Annotated in this window: 13 protein-coding genes, 1 pseudogene and 1 riboswitch; of the genes and pseudogenes, 8 read left to right on the plus strand and 6 right to left on the minus strand. The window is 42.2% G+C overall.

Annotation, left to right across the window (positions count from 1 at the left end; all coding sequences use genetic code 11):
* The first annotated feature begins 82 nt into the window (after positions 1-82).
* Positions 83-2,569 (plus strand): ATP-dependent DNA helicase RecG, encoded by a 2,487-nt coding sequence (gene recG, locus IQ276_RS27905; protein WP_193920443.1) that lies wholly within the window; start codon positions 83-85, stop codon positions 2,567-2,569.
* A gap of 8 nt (positions 2,570-2,577) precedes the next feature.
* On the opposite strand, the gene IQ276_RS27910 is transcribed toward recG, so the two are convergent.
* Positions 2,578-3,153, minus strand: coding sequence for a Uma2 family endonuclease (locus IQ276_RS27910; RefSeq protein ID WP_193920441.1), 576 nt, complete (start codon positions 3,151-3,153; stop codon positions 2,578-2,580).
* 179 nt (positions 3,154-3,332) lie between these two features.
* Between IQ276_RS27910 and IQ276_RS27915 the strand changes: the two genes are divergently transcribed.
* Positions 3,333-3,878, plus strand: a complete 546-nt coding sequence (locus IQ276_RS27915; protein ID WP_193920439.1) for a hypothetical protein — start codon at positions 3,333-3,335, stop codon at positions 3,876-3,878.
* A gap of 8 nt (positions 3,879-3,886) precedes the next feature.
* On the opposite strand, the gene IQ276_RS27920 is transcribed toward IQ276_RS27915, so the two are convergent.
* On the minus strand, positions 3,887-5,221 hold the full coding sequence (locus IQ276_RS27920; RefSeq protein WP_193920437.1) for a cytochrome P450: 1,335 nt from the start codon (positions 5,219-5,221) through the stop codon (positions 3,887-3,889).
* Between the two features lie 263 nt (positions 5,222-5,484).
* Between IQ276_RS27920 and IQ276_RS27925 the strand changes: the two genes are divergently transcribed.
* Positions 5,485-5,757 (plus strand): hypothetical protein, encoded by a 273-nt coding sequence (locus IQ276_RS27925; RefSeq protein ID WP_190884307.1) that lies wholly within the window; start codon positions 5,485-5,487, stop codon positions 5,755-5,757.
* A 262-nt stretch (positions 5,758-6,019) separates the two neighbouring features.
* Here the strand turns inward: IQ276_RS27925 and IQ276_RS27930 are convergent, their stop codons facing one another.
* The 3 genes and pseudogenes from IQ276_RS27930 to IQ276_RS27940 form a co-directional block, all read right to left on the minus strand.
* Positions 6,020-6,217 (minus strand): hypothetical protein, encoded by a 198-nt coding sequence (locus tag IQ276_RS27930; RefSeq protein WP_190884303.1) that lies wholly within the window; start codon positions 6,215-6,217, stop codon positions 6,020-6,022.
* A 68-nt stretch (positions 6,218-6,285) separates the two neighbouring features.
* Positions 6,286-7,557: a glycosyltransferase gene (locus IQ276_RS27935; RefSeq protein WP_193923127.1), complete on the minus strand. Its 1,272-nt coding sequence runs from the start codon at positions 7,555-7,557 to the stop codon at positions 6,286-6,288.
* Between the two features lie 162 nt (positions 7,558-7,719).
* Positions 7,720-7,932, minus strand: a riboswitch (cyclic di-AMP (ydaO/yuaA leader).
* Positions 7,933-8,067: 135 nt separating this feature from the next.
* Positions 8,068-8,292, minus strand: a pseudogene (locus IQ276_RS27940) (heme ABC transporter ATP-binding protein); the annotation flags it as partial.
* Positions 8,293-8,353: 61 nt separating this feature from the next.
* Between IQ276_RS27940 and IQ276_RS27945 the strand changes: the two are divergent.
* The 4 genes from IQ276_RS27945 (at position 8,354) to IQ276_RS27960 (ending at position 11,849) form a co-directional block, all read left to right on the plus strand.
* Positions 8,354-8,956, plus strand: coding sequence for a hypothetical protein (locus tag IQ276_RS27945; RefSeq protein WP_193923129.1), 603 nt, complete (start codon positions 8,354-8,356; stop codon positions 8,954-8,956).
* Positions 8,957-9,046: 90 nt separating this feature from the next.
* Positions 9,047-9,253, plus strand: coding sequence for a glycogen debranching protein (locus IQ276_RS27950; protein ID WP_193923132.1), 207 nt, complete (start codon positions 9,047-9,049; stop codon positions 9,251-9,253).
* A 549-nt stretch (positions 9,254-9,802) separates the two neighbouring features.
* A complete protein-coding gene (locus IQ276_RS27955) occupies positions 9,803-10,360 on the plus strand; it encodes a methylmalonic aciduria and homocystinuria type D protein (protein WP_190877813.1) in 558 nt (185 codons plus the stop codon).
* 541 nt (positions 10,361-10,901) lie between these two features.
* The gene (locus tag IQ276_RS27960; protein ID WP_255264423.1) at positions 10,902-11,849 is read left to right on the plus strand and encodes a heme-dependent oxidative N-demethylase family protein; all 948 of its coding nucleotides are present in this window, start codon (positions 10,902-10,904) and stop codon (positions 11,847-11,849) included.
* A gap of 368 nt (positions 11,850-12,217) precedes the next feature.
* Here the strand turns inward: IQ276_RS27960 and IQ276_RS27965 are convergent, their stop codons facing one another.
* The gene (locus IQ276_RS27965; protein WP_235116040.1) at positions 12,218-12,673 is read right to left on the minus strand and encodes a helix-turn-helix domain-containing protein; all 456 of its coding nucleotides are present in this window, start codon (positions 12,671-12,673) and stop codon (positions 12,218-12,220) included.
* 1,462 nt (positions 12,674-14,135) lie between these two features.
* On the opposite strand from IQ276_RS27965, the gene IQ276_RS27970 reads away from it, so the two are divergent.
* Positions 14,136-15,854, plus strand: coding sequence for a diflavin flavoprotein (locus IQ276_RS27970; RefSeq protein WP_235116349.1), 1,719 nt, complete (start codon positions 14,136-14,138; stop codon positions 15,852-15,854).
* Positions 15,855-15,908: the final 54 nt, after the last annotated feature.

Consider the following 15,908-nt stretch of genomic DNA (forward strand, 5'->3'; position numbering starts at 1 on the left):
TTATGAGTTATGAGTTATTTATTCGTAACTCCTCACTCCTAACTCTTCACTCCTAACTCCTAACTCCTCACTCTGCTGACCAATGAGTAATGAAAAACCAGATTGGATACGATTGCATAAAGCCTTGGCAATAGAAGCCGAACGTGGCTTTACAGACTTGATGGGCAGGGAATACCGCTTCAGCGAATTCCTGAGCCTAACTTTCGGGAAATTTCCCACAGGTTTACCCCAAAGTGAACGCCGCCGTTGGCAAGGACTAGCGGTGCAATTTGCTAGTTATCCACATCTAGCACTGGAGGAAAGGCAAAACTTGGTAGCAGAGACTCGTCGGTATCTTTATCAAATACAGCAGGAAGACGAGGCGGAGCAAGGGAGCAAGGGAGCAGGGGAGCAGAGGAGAACTTATCAATCCAAAAACCAAAATCCAACATCTCCAATTGTTGCTGAGGTGAGTCGGAGGCTTGCTCCAAAGATTGAGCAAAAACTCAGTGATTTACCGGAAATAGGCTTTAAAAGAGCTGATAATTTAGCACGTCTTGGTTTACAAACCGTCCGCGATTTGCTTTTTTATTATCCCCGCGACCACATTGATTATGCGCGTCAGGTGAATATCCGCGAGTTACAGGCGGGTGAGACGGTAACAATAGTGGCGACAGTGAAGCGTTGCAACTGCTTTACTAGCCCCAAGAATCAGAAATTATCAATTTTAGAACTGGTAGTAAAAGATAACAGCGGTCAAATTAAAATTGGGCGTTTTTACGCAGGTACACGTTTTAGTAGTCGCGGTTGGCAAGAAAGTTTAAAACGCCGTTATTCTGTAGGTAGCATTATAGCGGCGTGTGGGTTGGTGAAAGAAAGTAAATACGGCTTGACGCTGGATAATCCAGAATTAGAGGTTTTGGCAAATCCAGGAGATCCCATTGAGTCGCTGAATATTGGACGCGTAGTGCCAATTTATGCATTGACTGAGGGAGTGGTGGCGAATTCAGTGCGACAAGCGGTAATTGCTGCTTTGCCTGCTGCGGCTCAACTGAAAGACCCTCTGCCAAGTGGTTTGCGGCAGAAATATGCTTTGATGGAATTGAAAGATGCGATCGCTAATATCCACTTTCCTAAGGACGGCGAAACTCTGCAAGTCGCCCGTCGTCGCTTAGTTTTTGATGAGTTTTTCTACCTGCAACTCGGTTTACTGCAACGTCAACAACAAGCAAGGGCAATTCAAACCAGCGCTATCCTCGCCCCACGCGGTCAATTGATAGAGAAATTCTACGAAATACTGCCTTTTAAACTCACTGGCGCACAGCAACGAGTCATCAACGATATCCTCAACGACTTGCAAAAACCCGCACCGATGAATCGTTTGGTACAGGGCGATGTCGGTTCTGGGAAAACTGTTGTTGCTGTGCTGGCTATCCTTGCAGCAATTCAATCTGGCTACCAAGCGGCGCTAATGGCTCCTACAGAAGTTTTGGCAGAACAGCATTATCGCAAGTTAGTTAGTTGGTTTAACCTGCTGCATTTACCAGTGGAATTACTGACAGGTTCTACTAAAACTGCTAAACGCAGACAAATACATTCTCAGTTGGAAACCGGTGAATTGCCGTTGTTAGTGGGAACTCATGCTTTGATTCAAGACCCTGTAAATTTCCAGCAATTGGGGTTAGTAGTGATTGATGAACAGCATCGCTTTGGGGTAGAACAACGGGCGCGTTTACAGCAAAAAGGCCAGCAACCCCATGTGTTAACTATGACAGCTACTCCAATTCCGCGAACACTAGCACTGACGATACACGGGGATTTAGATGTTAGCCAAATTGACGAGTTACCACCAGGACGGCAAAAGATTCAGACAACAGTGCTATCAGGTCAGCAACGCAACCATGCTTACGACTTGATGCGTCGAGAAGTTGCCCAAGGAAGACAAGTTTATGTAGTTTTGCCGTTGGTAGAAGAATCGGAAAAATTAGATTTGCGATCGGCTGTTGATGAGCATCAAAAGTTACAGGAAAGCGTTTTCCCAGATTTTCAGGTGGGGCTGCTGCATGGTCGCATGAGTTCAGCCGAAAAGGACGAAGCGATTACTAAATTCCGTGATAACGAAACACAAATTTTAGTTTCGACTACTGTTGTTGAGGTGGGTGTAGATGTACCTAATGCTACAGTTATGCTCATTGAACATGCAGAGCGATTTGGCTTATCGCAACTGCACCAATTACGGGGGCGTGTTGGTCGTGGCGCGGCTCAATCCTACTGTTTGTTGATGAGTAGTTCTAGGAGTCCTGATGCTCAACAACGGCTGAAGGTGTTAGAACAGTCCCAGGATGGCTTTTTCATTTCGGAAATGGATATGCGTTTTCGTGGTCCAGGGCAAGTACTGGGAACTCGTCAATCTGGAGTGCCAGATTTTACATTAGCGAGTTTGCTGGAAGATGAGGAAGTTTTACTTTTAGCACGCCAAGCAGCGGAGAAAATCATCGAGATGGATGTTACTTTAGAGCGCTGGAATTTGATGAAGGAAGAGTTGAAATATCGGTATGAACGGTTGATGGGTGGGGCGATTTTGACGTAAAACAATACTTAATTCAAAATTTGCGCTAAATCCAACACAAACCCACGCAAGACATCCTCTCCTGATAAACTAGTGGGCGATGGCAGAATCTCAACATCCTGTCCTGGGCGATAAATTTCTACGCGTTGATTCTGGGGGTCAATTAGCCAACCCAAACGCACACCATTGTTAATATATTCCCGCATCTTTTCTTGTACAGTTTTTAAGCTGTCTGAAGCAGAACGTAATTCCACTACAAAATCGGGTGCCATTGGTAGGAATCTGTCGGGGTCTGGATTTAGGGCTTCTAATCGCTGGCGACTCACCCAAGACGCATCAGGAGACCGATTTGCACCATTAGGAAGTTTGAAACCCGTTGAAGAGTCAAAAGCCAGCCCTGTACCATCAGCGTCAGCCCAATTACCTAAGCGCTGTGTCAGTCTACTATTGCGATTTCCGCTTTCCCATCCAGTTGGTGGCATAATAATTAATTCTCCCTCTGCCGTGCGCTCAAGTCGCAAATCTCGATTATTCTGACACAGTTGGAAGAATTGCTCATCTGTTAGTTCAATGGTGGGATATAAATTGAGGATCAGGGCACTCATATTTGCCTTTTAATTTTGCTACCAGTAGATTAGTATTGAGGTGATTTTCAGGAGTCCTGCCACCATAAGTGTTTCTGATTGCAGATTTTATGGTGATGGTGCAAGTTTCCTTACAAAACTTCATCAAAATCTAGAAATTCAGCTAGGATTAGGGCTTTTCAAACATTCTAAAAAAATTTATGCAAAATTGGCCTTCTTGGATTCCTACTCCCCGGTTTTGGGTGAATGCGATCGCTCTTATTCTACTAATAATTGGTTTACAACACGCGATCGCTTATCTTGGAATGATTATTTTCATGTTGATTAATTTGCTACCCAGGCTGATTTTTATCAAATTAATCTATTTATTTAGTTTGGTAGCCCAACTTTCTCCTATCATATTGGTGGCATTTGTTCACCATTGGCTACATCGGTTTTTAGATAACTTCTTCCCAGAAAGCCGAGTAACAGAAATAGAATCAGCCCCAGGAGTTTTTCCAAGTTTGCTCAGTTGGTGGGAAGGACTATATGGTTGGTCGGTAAATATTCTCTCAGCAGTCATAGTATTTGGTATTTTAGGACTTTTCTCGCCATCTCCTGATTTATTTAATTTATTAACTTTATTTAAAAATGAAGCACCACCTCTGTTGACAATCTCAAATTTAATTCAAGTAATTATTGCTGCTTATCTCTATCAATTTGAGTATTTAGTACATCAACATTTGATAGCAGCAGCTAGACAGTAGACTTCCAATCAAATTACTGTAATATACGCTTCTAAAGTGTCCTTAACTTTAGAAGCTTTACAATATGGAGTAATCTCAGAATAATCCGGTTTGACTGTCCAATCGTAATGGCGAAGCAGTGTAGAAAGCACGATTTTCATTTCCATTTGGGCAAATTCCATGCCTAAGCAGCTGTGGGAACCATTACCAAAACCGATGAGTCCAAAAGGATGCTTTTTATCTTCTTCACGAGGTGGTGCAAAGCGGTCGGGGTCAAAGCGATCGGGATCGGTGTAAAGTTCTGGTAGACGGTGAGTCAGCATTGGGGAAATCGTCACAAACCAACCAGCGGGAATGCGATAGCCTGCATACTCAATATCTTTGAGGACGCCACGATTATAGGCATACACTGGGGGATAAAGGCGTTCTGCTTCTTTAAGGACGTTGGTTAACTCTGGAAGTTGTTTGAGGTGAGACAGAGTTAGGGGATTATTTCCCACAACTGCTAACTGTTCTTTACGCAGTCGCTCTCGCCATTCTGGATGATGACCTAATTCAAATATTACCCAACTTAGCAAAGAAGCTGTGGTTTCATGTCCAGCAAACAGTAGTAATAATGCTTCGTTGATTACCTGTGCTTGGCTTAATTTATTGCCGTCTTCATCAACAGCAGCTAGCAATAATCCTAAAACATCTTTTGATTCTTCTAAATTACCATCTTCGATACGCTTGGCGATCGCTTGATTCAAAAAAGCGACTAATTTACTCCTGGCATTTTGACCGCGACCGTATAAAGTAAAAGGGGCATTCCATTTGAGTATTGCCAAACTGCTATCAATTAATTGTGTAAACCACTGACTAGTTTGCTCTACTTCGCTTTTGTTTTGACTCCCCAAAAACAGGCGAGTAGCAACTCTCAGGGTTAACTGGCGGAAACTAGAATTTAAAGAAATTGTTCCCTGTTCTCCCCAATCTTTGAGGAAGTCTTCCACTATATTTTGAATTGTGTGGAAATATGTGGCGATCGCTTTTCCGTGAAATGCTGGATACATTAAGCGACGAGTTAGCCGATGTTCTTCCCCGTCTTGTAATAAAATATTGTTGCCAAATGTGGGTTCCAGGAAATACCAGCCAATCCGCGATGACATATTTTCTGCTTGTTCCACCAGCACCAGGCGATTAGCATCAGGGCCAATTAAATAAGCACGTTTATGTCCCATCACCCTGGTCTTAAAGACTGAACCATATTGATGAAATCGCCGCCATAGATACAGTTCTAAATCGCGGAATATTTCCAAAGTCTCGCCCAAGACGGGCAAGCCATAAGTACCAGGCATTTCCTCGGCGGACTTTAGCTGCCCCATATTTGAGTACCTCCAGCAGTAATTAGCTACACTAATTCATTTTAAGAGGTGCGATCGCTATCATGATTATCCACTGAAATTTTTGATTTTTTGCCTCTTGTGGCGTAGAATCTTGTCCTTCTTTGGTTACAAGCGGACTTTGGGACAATTAGTGTAAAGTTAAAGCATCAGCTCGTCAAGCGACCTTGCAGCATTGCAGAGCGTGTCGCGCTCAGTGATACTATGAATATCTTTTGCCGCTCTCATCTCACAAATTAAAAATGATGGAAAATACATTAATTGATAAAACCTTCCGTGACAGCGATGGCAAAATTGTTATAGCTCAGATGCCAAACCTGCCCCTTATTGTTTGGATAGTAACCAGTTTGCTAGCTCTAATTTTTACAAGTGGCAAAATCAATACAGTGTTAGAAATACTGGCAAATGGTTCTTTGTTTACTTGGGCTTGGCTGGAATTATTTCAAGGCGTTAATTATTTTCGCAGAGCGCTAGGTCTTGCTGTATTTATTGCTATTATCGCATCAAAAATTCAGTAGCTATAACGGATTCAATAATTAAACAAAATTATTTATATAGGACTCATATTTGATTTTTAGGAAGCTAGGTACACCTTTATTCCTTCTTCCCAGTCCCCAGTCCCCAGTCCCCAGTCCCCAGTCCCTTACCTCTACGAGTGATTCTCCAAATCAAATCGGATTGCTATATATAGGACTGGTATTTGATTGCGACATCTTGTTTGGGTTTGGTTACGGGCGGGCGAGACGCCCACCCCACAAGAAGTAAGTAATTGGGTGTTTTTTATGTTCCCTGTGTCAGCGTCCAAGTAGAGTAAGCGTCTTCCACAAATGTGCTTTGACGGCGAGTTCCTTGACGCTTGGTCATTCTAACTTTGAGGGTGGTTATATAAACTCCATCCATTAACTGATGTCCATAACCTAAAACTTGACCAACCTGCCCTGTTCTTTGATGCAAAGCATAATCTCCAATGTTTAGCATGGTTTTGACTCCCTAATTAACTAGGTTCAGTAGTTCAATCGGTTACCAGTTATATTGATCACTGTTAGTTAAGCTGCAACCGGGGGTCGGCTATTGGATGCGCTTTCAGCTAGCAGACGAGTGTATAAGTGAGTTAGTCGGAAGGCGACACTATACCAACTAAAGGCAATTTCTGTGCGTTGCCTAGCCGCTTCGCCTAATTCGTCTCGCCAAGACGGGCTAGTAAGAATGCGGTCTATGGCACCCCCAAAAGCTACTTCATCTTTTGGGGGTGCAAGTAATCCTGTGACTTCTGGTACAACAGTAAATTGCAATCCACCAACATCACTAGCTACCACTGGAGTTTTACTCGCCATTGCCTCAATGGCAACTAAGCCAAAAGGTTCATAGTGGCTGGGCACTACGCAGACATCAGCAGCGGCGTAGTAGAAGGGAAGGACAGTATCATCTAGGCGACCGGCAAAAGTTGTACAATTTTCTAGTCCGAGTTCTGTGATGATGCTAGCAATGCGATCGCGTTCGATGCCATCACTCTGACCAGGACGGCTACCACCGCCAATCACTAGCTGGAAGTTAGCCTCACCCCTGAAACTAGACTTGGCAACGGCTCTGACTAAGGTTTCTATGCCTTTGCGGCGGTCAAAGCGACCAACGTAGAGAACCATCTTGGCATCTGGTGCAATTCCTAATTTTTCCCGCGCCACAGACCGCTGAATTTCCCCAAATTTGTCGATATCGGTGCCGCAAGGAATCATTTCAATGTTTCCCTTGCTGGATACGAGTACCCGCATATGCTTCTGCTCTTGCGGACTAGTTGCAACCACACAGTCTACAGTTTCCAAACAAGCTTTTTCTACAGCTAATCGCTGGACAGCAATTACAGGAACATCACTGATACTTCTGTATTTGACCGCTCCTAAAGAGTGGTAAGTGTGTACCTGAATCAGCGGTTGCTGTTTTTTCAATTCCATGCCAACCCAAGAAGACAACCAGTAGTTGGTATGAATTAGGGAGTAACGGAACCCTTGCTGGTGCTGGAATCGTTGGAATTCTCTGATGAATTCTGGTAGATGGTCGAATAAGTTATCTCGGCCGATAAACTCTGCTGGACCGGCTTTTAACCGAATAGTACGACAGTTTGGGCTATGTTGAACAATGACAGCTTGTTCAGGACTACTACGACGAGTGAACATATCCACTTGCCAACCTTGGTTTGCTAGTGCATAACCTACTTGACGCACATATACATTTTGACCTCCAGCTTCTTCTTGACCAATTTCAACAGCTGGGTCACCATCAACAGAAATTAGGGCAATGCGATGTTTCTTATTCTGGAACATGGTTGAACTTTACCTCAAGGTAAATGATCCTGCCTCAAACGCCAGAAATCAAGGTAGTATTATCCTCTCCTCAAGGCCGAGGGCAGGTACAACGAAGCTGCAAAGTTACCAGCCAAAGGACACTGACGAGAACAAGGCATTACTAGTAAGAATGCTGCTCGTTCAGTCTCCTCTCAATGCCGACGAAGTTAGCTGACGGGCTAGGACTGAGAGATGTCCTTCTGTCATCGATTTTGGATTTTAGATTTTAGATTTTGGATTAGTCTCCATTTTCAAATCTCAGATCCACTAAGTAATCGATTTCAAGATACGCCCCAGAATTGGTTCCTCCGCTCCGGTTTACCGTTTACAAAAGTTTTTAGGTAATAAAGTGGATTAGGCAGACTGATTTAATTTTCTTTAAGATTTTATAACGTGGGTTTATGAACTATGTCAAGTGTCATGAGGAAGAGAGACTGGGAGTATGCTGAGTGAGAAGTGAGGAGTGAGGAGTTATTTCCTTTCTCTCCCTCATTTTCCCGACTCCCCACTTCCTCCAGCCATCAATAAACCAATCTCTTCCACTGTCGCCCTTTGTGCATCTAAAATACCTACAAACTCACCTCTGTAGATTACGGCAATGCGATCGCTCATGGCCATTACTTCTTCTAATTCTGTAGAAATATACAAAATTGCTGCGCCGCGATCGCACTCTTGCAATAATCGTGAATGTACTGCTTGTGTCGCCCTCACATCATCAATGAACAGCTGATGGGATTAAAATCCAGGTTCTGGAATACAGTTTAACAAAGTTAAAATGGCATATGACGAATTCACACTTGGCAAGGTAAAAAGCGCCTTTGGGATTGCCACTCGTGAGGGCGATCGCTTTTTACCTGAAATAGAACCAATTAGCCCTAGTTCAAACTTGCAAGAATCGCTCAAGGAAAACTTGCCACTAGCAGTGGCGACAGGTAGCGAAAAGGCGCGATCTGAGTTAATAATCAGCCCTGTTCTAGTAGAGGCTCGTCGGATATTGGAGCGTAAAATCAGCCTTTTTTCTGGTCAAGATTTTACAGTGGATGCAACAGTTGGATTAGATGGTCGATGCGATTTTTTAATTAGCCGTTTTCCAGAACTGCTAGAAATAGAAGCGCCTACAGTAGTAATTGTAGAGGCAAAAAAAGGTGACTTAAATGCTGGCATAGGTCAATGTATTGCAGAAATGATCGCCGCCCAGCGATTTAACCACCTCAAAGAAAATCCCACACAAGCAATCTATGGGAGTATCACCAATGGAACTCAGTGGCGGTTTCTTCGGCTAGTAGAGCAGATAGTAGAAATTGATTTAACTGACTATCCTTTGCCTCCAATAGATCAGATACTAGGCTTTTTTGTTTGGATGGTACGGAATGCTTAAAAAAAGTAACGACACCTGAAGTGTATAGGTAGTCCACTATTCTAAAATGATGAATAGCTTTTTTGATTAAAGTTTTTGAGGGAATATTTTATGACTATTTGGGTAAATGAGCAAATCGATCCGTCTGGGATGATTCATGCTTGTATTGCTTGTTGTAACGAATCTCAAGCCAAAGATTGTCATCATTCCTTTGAGAATAATTTGACCGAGACACAAAAAGCGGCAGGTTGGGTAGCACGATTACGCACAGTCGATTCTTGGGATGAGGTGCCAGTGAATTCTTTAAAACTCAATTAGCAAGGAAGAATTCATGAGTCAGAATTCTGAATTCTGAATGAACAAATATAAATTTGATGTAGGGTGCGTTGTCGCCAAGCGCCGCACCTTAAATTGTTGGCGGTGCGTTAGCCTACTGAATTCTGTATTCTGTATTCTGTATTCTGAATTCTTTCTCCAACCTCAACGACACTCACGACTCATCACCAAATCTCCATTAGCTAATCGATACACCCCTTGCGGTTCTACAAATCGCTATAGCAATCCTGTTTGAGTTGTGAAAAATATCAGTGGTGACTGTTGACAGCCTGAGCAGCAAGATTTCACTTTGTCATTTAGGACTGCTATGATATCGTTTTTGATTGCCCATATTTCAACAGCCAACCCAGCAAATCCCATTTAAACAGGTTAATAAAGGATAAAAATCAGATTAAAATTGTCAAATTATTAACAACTACTTCCAAGAAAACTAATTTATTATATAAATTTGATGATTTTTTGCAACTATTAAGAGTTATCATCTATACCGTAGATTAAATTGAAAAACTTTGCAAAAACCGAATCAATTTAGTGAACTATCCCAGAGTTTACACTTCGGAGCAAGGCTATCCCATTAATTTAGTTGGCGAAACGGGACAAGCGGTTCAAATTTCAATTCATCCCCCCAGTCAATATATCTGTGCCAACTGCGAACGGATATTACCAGATTGGAAACAGCAGCCATTTTTACGAGTAGTGATTGTTTTACAACAATCGCGCTATCAACTAGTGGAAAAGACAGCCCAAGTAGAGACAGACAAAGAACGCTTACGGGAAAAGTTTATGAGATTTGGCTGCGATTTGGCATTTAATTTGCGCGATCGCGGTTATTTAACAGACCTAATCGACCCTCGTACAGGCTATCCTTTATTATCCCATCCCGGAGCAATTCCCCACGACGACACAGCAGTTGTTCAAGCTTTACTCAACTATCCAGTGATTAAAAATCAATGCCGTGTGTTAATTCATCCCGAATGGGGTGCAGCAGTTTATCCTAGCATCTTGATATCAGAAGCTCCCCCAATTGTAATTGAATGGGTTACTAAAGCTATAGCAGCTATGCATGGTTGGAAAGAAATTGATGATTAGTAATTTATCATTTGTGATTGGACATTCATTATTGATTATTCCCCTCTGCTGAAGATCTCCCTCATAGATAAGGGAACTCCAAGAAATAAATTATCCAATATTGTGGGGTGGGCATCTTGCCCGCCCTATGGACTGGGCGGGCGAGACGCCCACCCCACAAGAGTTAATTGAATATTTTTTTATTTGGAAGTCCCTAAGCTGTTGTGCTTTTAATTTGCACTTTGAGGCAGCAGAGGGGCAGAGGAGCAGAGGAGAGGTTTGCAGGTTTTACCTAAAAGATGATAATGCAACTTGTAGGCGCGACAGCTTACAGCAGATTTCAAGGAAAGTGAGGTACACAATCTAAGTCTGTTATCCAGGTATAAAGCGTGTTTTACTCTCCGGAGTTTCGTTCGTCGGAAGCCTTCGCTGATTCTGCTGTATATATTAGAAATGAGAAGAATAAAAAACAAGCATAATAGAATCTGTGTCTCTAGACAACTTGTTCCAAGAAGTTAGGACAGTGGAAGCTTCTAATAATTCGGCTTGCTACTTTCCCCTGATGAGTGGACGCTACGAAGTTAAGCCAGGGATGATGCCTTTTGGCTGCTGTTTGGGTAACACTCAGGTAGATGGGCAGGTATTTCAAATTGATGATAATTTTACCCAGTACCGTCAAGCTAAGTTGTTAGCCCGTGAGGAACGGTTGAGCAAGTACTACCAAACCTGCAATTATTCTAAGGCTGTGGCAAGTGCGGTCGCTCGTTTAATAATTAATCGCCTTACCCAAGAACACCCAAAGCACTTTTACTATCAAAAGTCAATACATAACACCCTCAAATTTCACAGCCAACTTACCAAAGAAACACTCTATTTAGATGCAGAGTTCCAGTTACACCAAGTCGAAGGTAGCCAAGTTGTTCCAGCTTATGCTTCTACCCTCGATGCTTTAGCAGCACAGGTGCAGGAAGACCTGACAATTATCTGCCGTTCTGCTGATGGTAGGAACTGGTTGAGTGGAGTTCATCTGTGCTATCCCAACCACTGGTCAGCTGAGGAAAAAATCGGTCAAGATTTTGCCACAATTCATGCGCCTGTGGCGGGGATGGAAAAAATAAATCGGCGAGGTTTAGCGATCGCTAATACAATGATTACTCACAAACCGATGGTACGCTTTGCTTGGGGTTTGAGTAACGATACCCGCCTGAACCACCATCCCGAACCACCGCTTGGTGTGTCAGTTAGCCAATGGCGAGGTAGAGATTTTGATCTGCAACATCCCAGGCTTTATTTGCGAATTGAGCGACAAGTCATTTGGGGAATACCAGAGTATGAAGCAGCGCTGTTTACAATTCGTACTTACTTTAGAGATTGTGGTGTAGTTAAAAAAGATTCACTGCTAAAGTCTAAGCTGTATACTGCAATTGAGTCTATGTCGCTGGAGTCACTGGTATATAAAGGGTTAGCAGAAAGTAAAGCCAGTATTTTGGAGTGGCTAAACGAGGTTTGATTTCTCTTTTAACCACCTTCCAAAAGCACTTTTAAAACAGAATTCAGAATTCAGAATGGGCTGCGCCCCGCTGCGCTAACAGAATTCAGCAATCTTTTTAGTGGGGGATTTAGACCCGCCACTACAAAAGTTGACCACCAGATTTTTAACAAAGTTTGGGGGTTTAATTCCCCTGCCTCTACAGGTAGCAGGTTTTGTGTCGGGGTTAAATCGCCGTTATATGATATCCGCCTAATTACCCATAATAAAAATTTCTCCGCGTCCCCGTGTCTCCGTGTCCCCGCGTCAGTCCTAACTATGGGTCTTTAACCGGACATGATATTGAATTAATTCTGAATTCTGACGACTGACGCCTTTATTCTTTCTTGTTAAATATTTTGTTTCTGGAGTTCTGCGGGTGCATTTCCAAACTTCCTTCCCCTTTTTTTGAGTACACGTCGTAGTCGATCTGCACTCAAATTTACTTGACGTTCAGATGCTAATTTGTTTGCTAGTTCTTTAGAATTATAAGTCTTTGCTTCTTGAGCTAAGCAATTTTCTAGATAAATCAAATCTGATTCCGAATATCGGGTTTTTCCTCCTCGGCCAGCAGCATCCCACAAGCCTACTAACCCCAACTTTTCCCAGCGATGAAGGGTTTGACGTACTGTTGAAATCGCCCAGTTCAAACCTTTAGCAATTTCCTCATTTTTTAAGCCACGAGCATTCAACAGTAAAACTTGGGCACGATCCTTGGTACGTTGAGGAACATCTTTGGCTTTTCTTAACTCTTCTAGAGTTAGCTTTTCTTCTTCAGTTAGAAAAATTTTCAATCGGCATCCCATAAATAATAACCTTTTACACAGTCAAATTTTGTCATTTTTATATCTATATCAGACCTCTATACTTGCTACGGCATACATCTGAATAATACGCTATTCAACTGAACAATAAGTATTAAGGATGCTCACGTCTAATCTGATGGCTACCACCCATGAAATATTGCCTTGATAACATTTTCAAAGTTGATAATTGATTGTCAAAAGTTACGCGCATCAAACTAGACAGCCTTAGCCTGTATAGGTTTGTTTATTGCATAGCCAGAGGCCGTAGCTGATGGCTATGAGGACAATAATTTGTTGGCATTGTCCTGATTGCTACCTAATGTCGAATACAAAAAACTGTATCATTAAACTTTTTCACATCTTCCTATTGATCCGGGCATTTATCAAAACTTTAAAAATTCTTTTTTGATGATTTTAGACTTGGATGAGCAAAAAAAGATATACAAGCACAGGTTTTTTTATTTTACTGCTCTGAGTAAATTAACTTTTATTATCTCCCAGAAAAAATATCTGTTTTCTCTAGTTTACATAAAATTTACATTGTACGTACCAATATTCTTGGCTAAGACAACAAAATATTTAACGCTCATTCTAAAAAATACTGCTCACTGCTTATTCTTTGATGATTATCAAAAGTGTGCAATAAACTTTTCATACCTTTCATACTTTTCATACTTTTCATACCTTTCATACCTTTCTTACCTTTCTTACTTATCAGAGGGGAGAGCATTTACTTTTACCAAATTCATCTTTCAACATAGGAAACTCCAAAAAATAAATTATCCCAATTTCTGGACTTAACACGACTGCCCCTCCCCCTACCGCTTGGCCTAAATGCGTTCTCGTAGGGGCGCACAGCTGTGCATTAGTGTCAACTTAACGTAAAAACCTTGTAATGACGTTAGAGAAAACTTACTCAATTACCAATCAATCTGGAGTCACCCCACCCCGATCTTCGAGGAGGGGGTTGAGGGGTGGGGTAAAACGATTGTGGGACAAAGGTTTGAGCTGAAGTTGACACCAATGACAGCTGTGCTACCCGAAAAATGTACAAACAATTTGGGATAATTTATTTTCTGGAAGTCCCTAAATAGAGGATTTTTTTGTTAATTCTGGTATCCCTTGAATATCCATACATCTTTAAAAAAAACGACATTATCATAGCCTGATATTTTGTGATAATTTTGGAATTTTTTCAGGTTTTATAGTCAAAAAATATTATGTACATGATATTTTGAAATTATCAGAAAACATAACTTATTGCAAAAATAAATACTCAGTATTAATTGATGGATAAATTAGTATTTAGTATATTTTTTGAGTTAAAAATCTTGCCAAAAAATAGCAATAATTAATACAAGTTAAAAATTACAAAAACTAATATTCATTACAACTTTCAAAAAAATTAATAGGGATAATGGGGACAGAAAAAAATCTGATAATTTGCGCTCGGAGACGGATAATGGTAGCGATCGCAGAGAACGTTCAACATCGGTTAACTATACAAACTGTAGAAATTGCCCCTAATACAACGGCGATTCGCTCTCTCGATTGGGATCGCGATCGCTTCGATATCGAATTCGGACTGCAAAATGGTACAACCTACAATTCATATCTAATTAGGGGCGAACAAACAGTTTTGGTTGATACTTCTCACCAGAAGTTTCGCCAACTGTATTTAGATACCTTGAAAAGTCTTGTCAACCCCAAGACAATAGATTACATAATTGTTAGTCACACAGAGCCAGACCATAGCGGGTTAGTGGAAGATGTGCTTCAGTTAGCGCCGCGAGCCACCGTTTTAGCTTCTAAAGTTGCGTTGCAATTTTTAGAAGGTTTAGTACACGATCCCTTTTCCAAGCGGATTGTTAAAAGTGGCGATCGCATAGATATTGGCAAAGGACACGAAATCGAATTCGTGAGTGCGCCTAACCTGCACTGGCCGGACACAATCTTTAGCTTTGACCGCAAAACCCAAATCCTCTACACCTGTGATGCTTTTGGGATGCACTTCTGTGACGATCGCACCTTCGATGAAGATTTAGAAGCGATCGAAGCTGACTTTAGATTTTACTACGACTGTTTGATGGGTCCTAACGCTCGTTCTCTGCTGAATGCAATGAAGAGAATGGGTGAACTAGGGAAGATTAATATTATCGCCAACGGTCACGGGCCATTATTATATCACCATCTAGATGTTCTCACTGGCTGCTACGAAAATTGGAGCCAAAGACAAGCCAAAGCAGAAACAACAGTTGGCTTGTTCTTTGTCTCAGACTACGGGTATGGTGAACGCCTTGGTCACGCAATTGCCGAAGGAATCCTGAAAACAGGAGTTGGGGTAGAAGTCCTGGATCTGAGTACAGCTGGGAGCCAAGAAATCCAAGAACTAGCTGGTAGAGCAGCTGGCATCATTATTGGTATGCCTCCAAGTACCGCCGCTGCCGCCCAAGCTAGTATCAGTTCATTGCTAGCTGTGGCCAAAAACAAGCAAGTAGTTGGGCTATTTGAATGTTATGGCGGAGATGATGAACCCATTGATACACTCCGGAGAAAATTTATTGACTCTGGTGTGAAAGAAGCCTTCCCAGCCATTCGGATTAAAGAAGTTCCCACAGCATCCACATTCCAATTGTGCCAAGAAGCAGGTACAGACTTGGGACAATTGCTGGTGCGCGATCGCAACATCAAGCAAATCAAATCCCTTGATGTCAACATGGAAAAGGCGCTGGGTCGCATTAGCAACGGACTGTACATAATTACCACCAAAAAAGGTGATGTCAGCAGTGCCATGCTAGCGTCCTGGGTGACACAAGCGAGTTTGCAACCACTAGGATTCACAATAGCCGTTGCCAAAGACCGCGCCATTGATTCCTTAATGCAAATAGGCGATCGCTTCGTCCTCAACGTCTTGGAAGAAGGCAATTATCAAGAACTGAAAAAGCACTTTCTCAAGCGCTTGCATCCTGGTGCTGACAGATTTGCGGGAGTGAAAACTCAAACCGCCAAAAACGGCTCCCCAATTCTGACTGATGCTCTAGCATACATGGAATGTGAAGTACAGAGCAGCATGGAGTGCAGTGACCACTGGATTTTATACTGCACCGTCCAAGAAGGTCGTGTCTCCAAAGCCGATGCATTGACAGCTGTTCGTCATCGCAAAGTTGGAAATTACTACTAAAGATTGGGTATTGGGTACTGGGTACTGGGAAAACTCTTCCCTAATTCCCAGTCC

It is taken from the genome of Desmonostoc muscorum LEGE 12446 (assembly GCF_015207005.2).
GTDB classification, from domain to species: domain Bacteria; phylum Cyanobacteriota; class Cyanobacteriia; order Cyanobacteriales; family Nostocaceae; genus Nostoc; species Nostoc muscorum.

Coding starts and splice junctions, on each gene's coding strand:
- IQ276_RS27970 (WP_235116349.1), top strand. CDS start 14,136: ATGGTAGCGATCGCAGAGAACGTTCAACATCGGTTAACTATACAAACT.
- IQ276_RS27950 (WP_193923132.1), top strand. CDS start 9,047: ATGACTATTTGGGTAAATGAGCAAATCGATCCGTCTGGGATGATTCAT.
- IQ276_RS27925 (WP_190884307.1), top strand. CDS start 5,485: ATGGAAAATACATTAATTGATAAAACCTTCCGTGACAGCGATGGCAAA.
- IQ276_RS27910 (WP_193920441.1), bottom strand. CDS start 3,153: ATGAGTGCCCTGATCCTCAATTTATATCCCACCATTGAACTAACAGAT.
- IQ276_RS27945 (WP_193923129.1), top strand. CDS start 8,354: ATGGCATATGACGAATTCACACTTGGCAAGGTAAAAAGCGCCTTTGGG.
- IQ276_RS27935 (WP_193923127.1), bottom strand. CDS start 7,557: ATGTTCCAGAATAAGAAACATCGCATTGCCCTAATTTCTGTTGATGGT.
- IQ276_RS27960 (WP_255264423.1), top strand. CDS start 10,902: ATGAGTGGACGCTACGAAGTTAAGCCAGGGATGATGCCTTTTGGCTGC.
- IQ276_RS27965 (WP_235116040.1), bottom strand. CDS start 12,673: ATGGGATGCCGATTGAAAATTTTTCTAACTGAAGAAGAAAAGCTAACT.
- IQ276_RS27930 (WP_190884303.1), bottom strand. CDS start 6,217: ATGCTAAACATTGGAGATTATGCTTTGCATCAAAGAACAGGGCAGGTT.
- IQ276_RS27915 (WP_193920439.1), top strand. CDS start 3,333: ATGCAAAATTGGCCTTCTTGGATTCCTACTCCCCGGTTTTGGGTGAAT.
- IQ276_RS27920 (WP_193920437.1), bottom strand. CDS start 5,221: ATGGGGCAGCTAAAGTCCGCCGAGGAAATGCCTGGTACTTATGGCTTG.
- recG (WP_193920443.1), top strand. CDS start 83: ATGAGTAATGAAAAACCAGATTGGATACGATTGCATAAAGCCTTGGCA.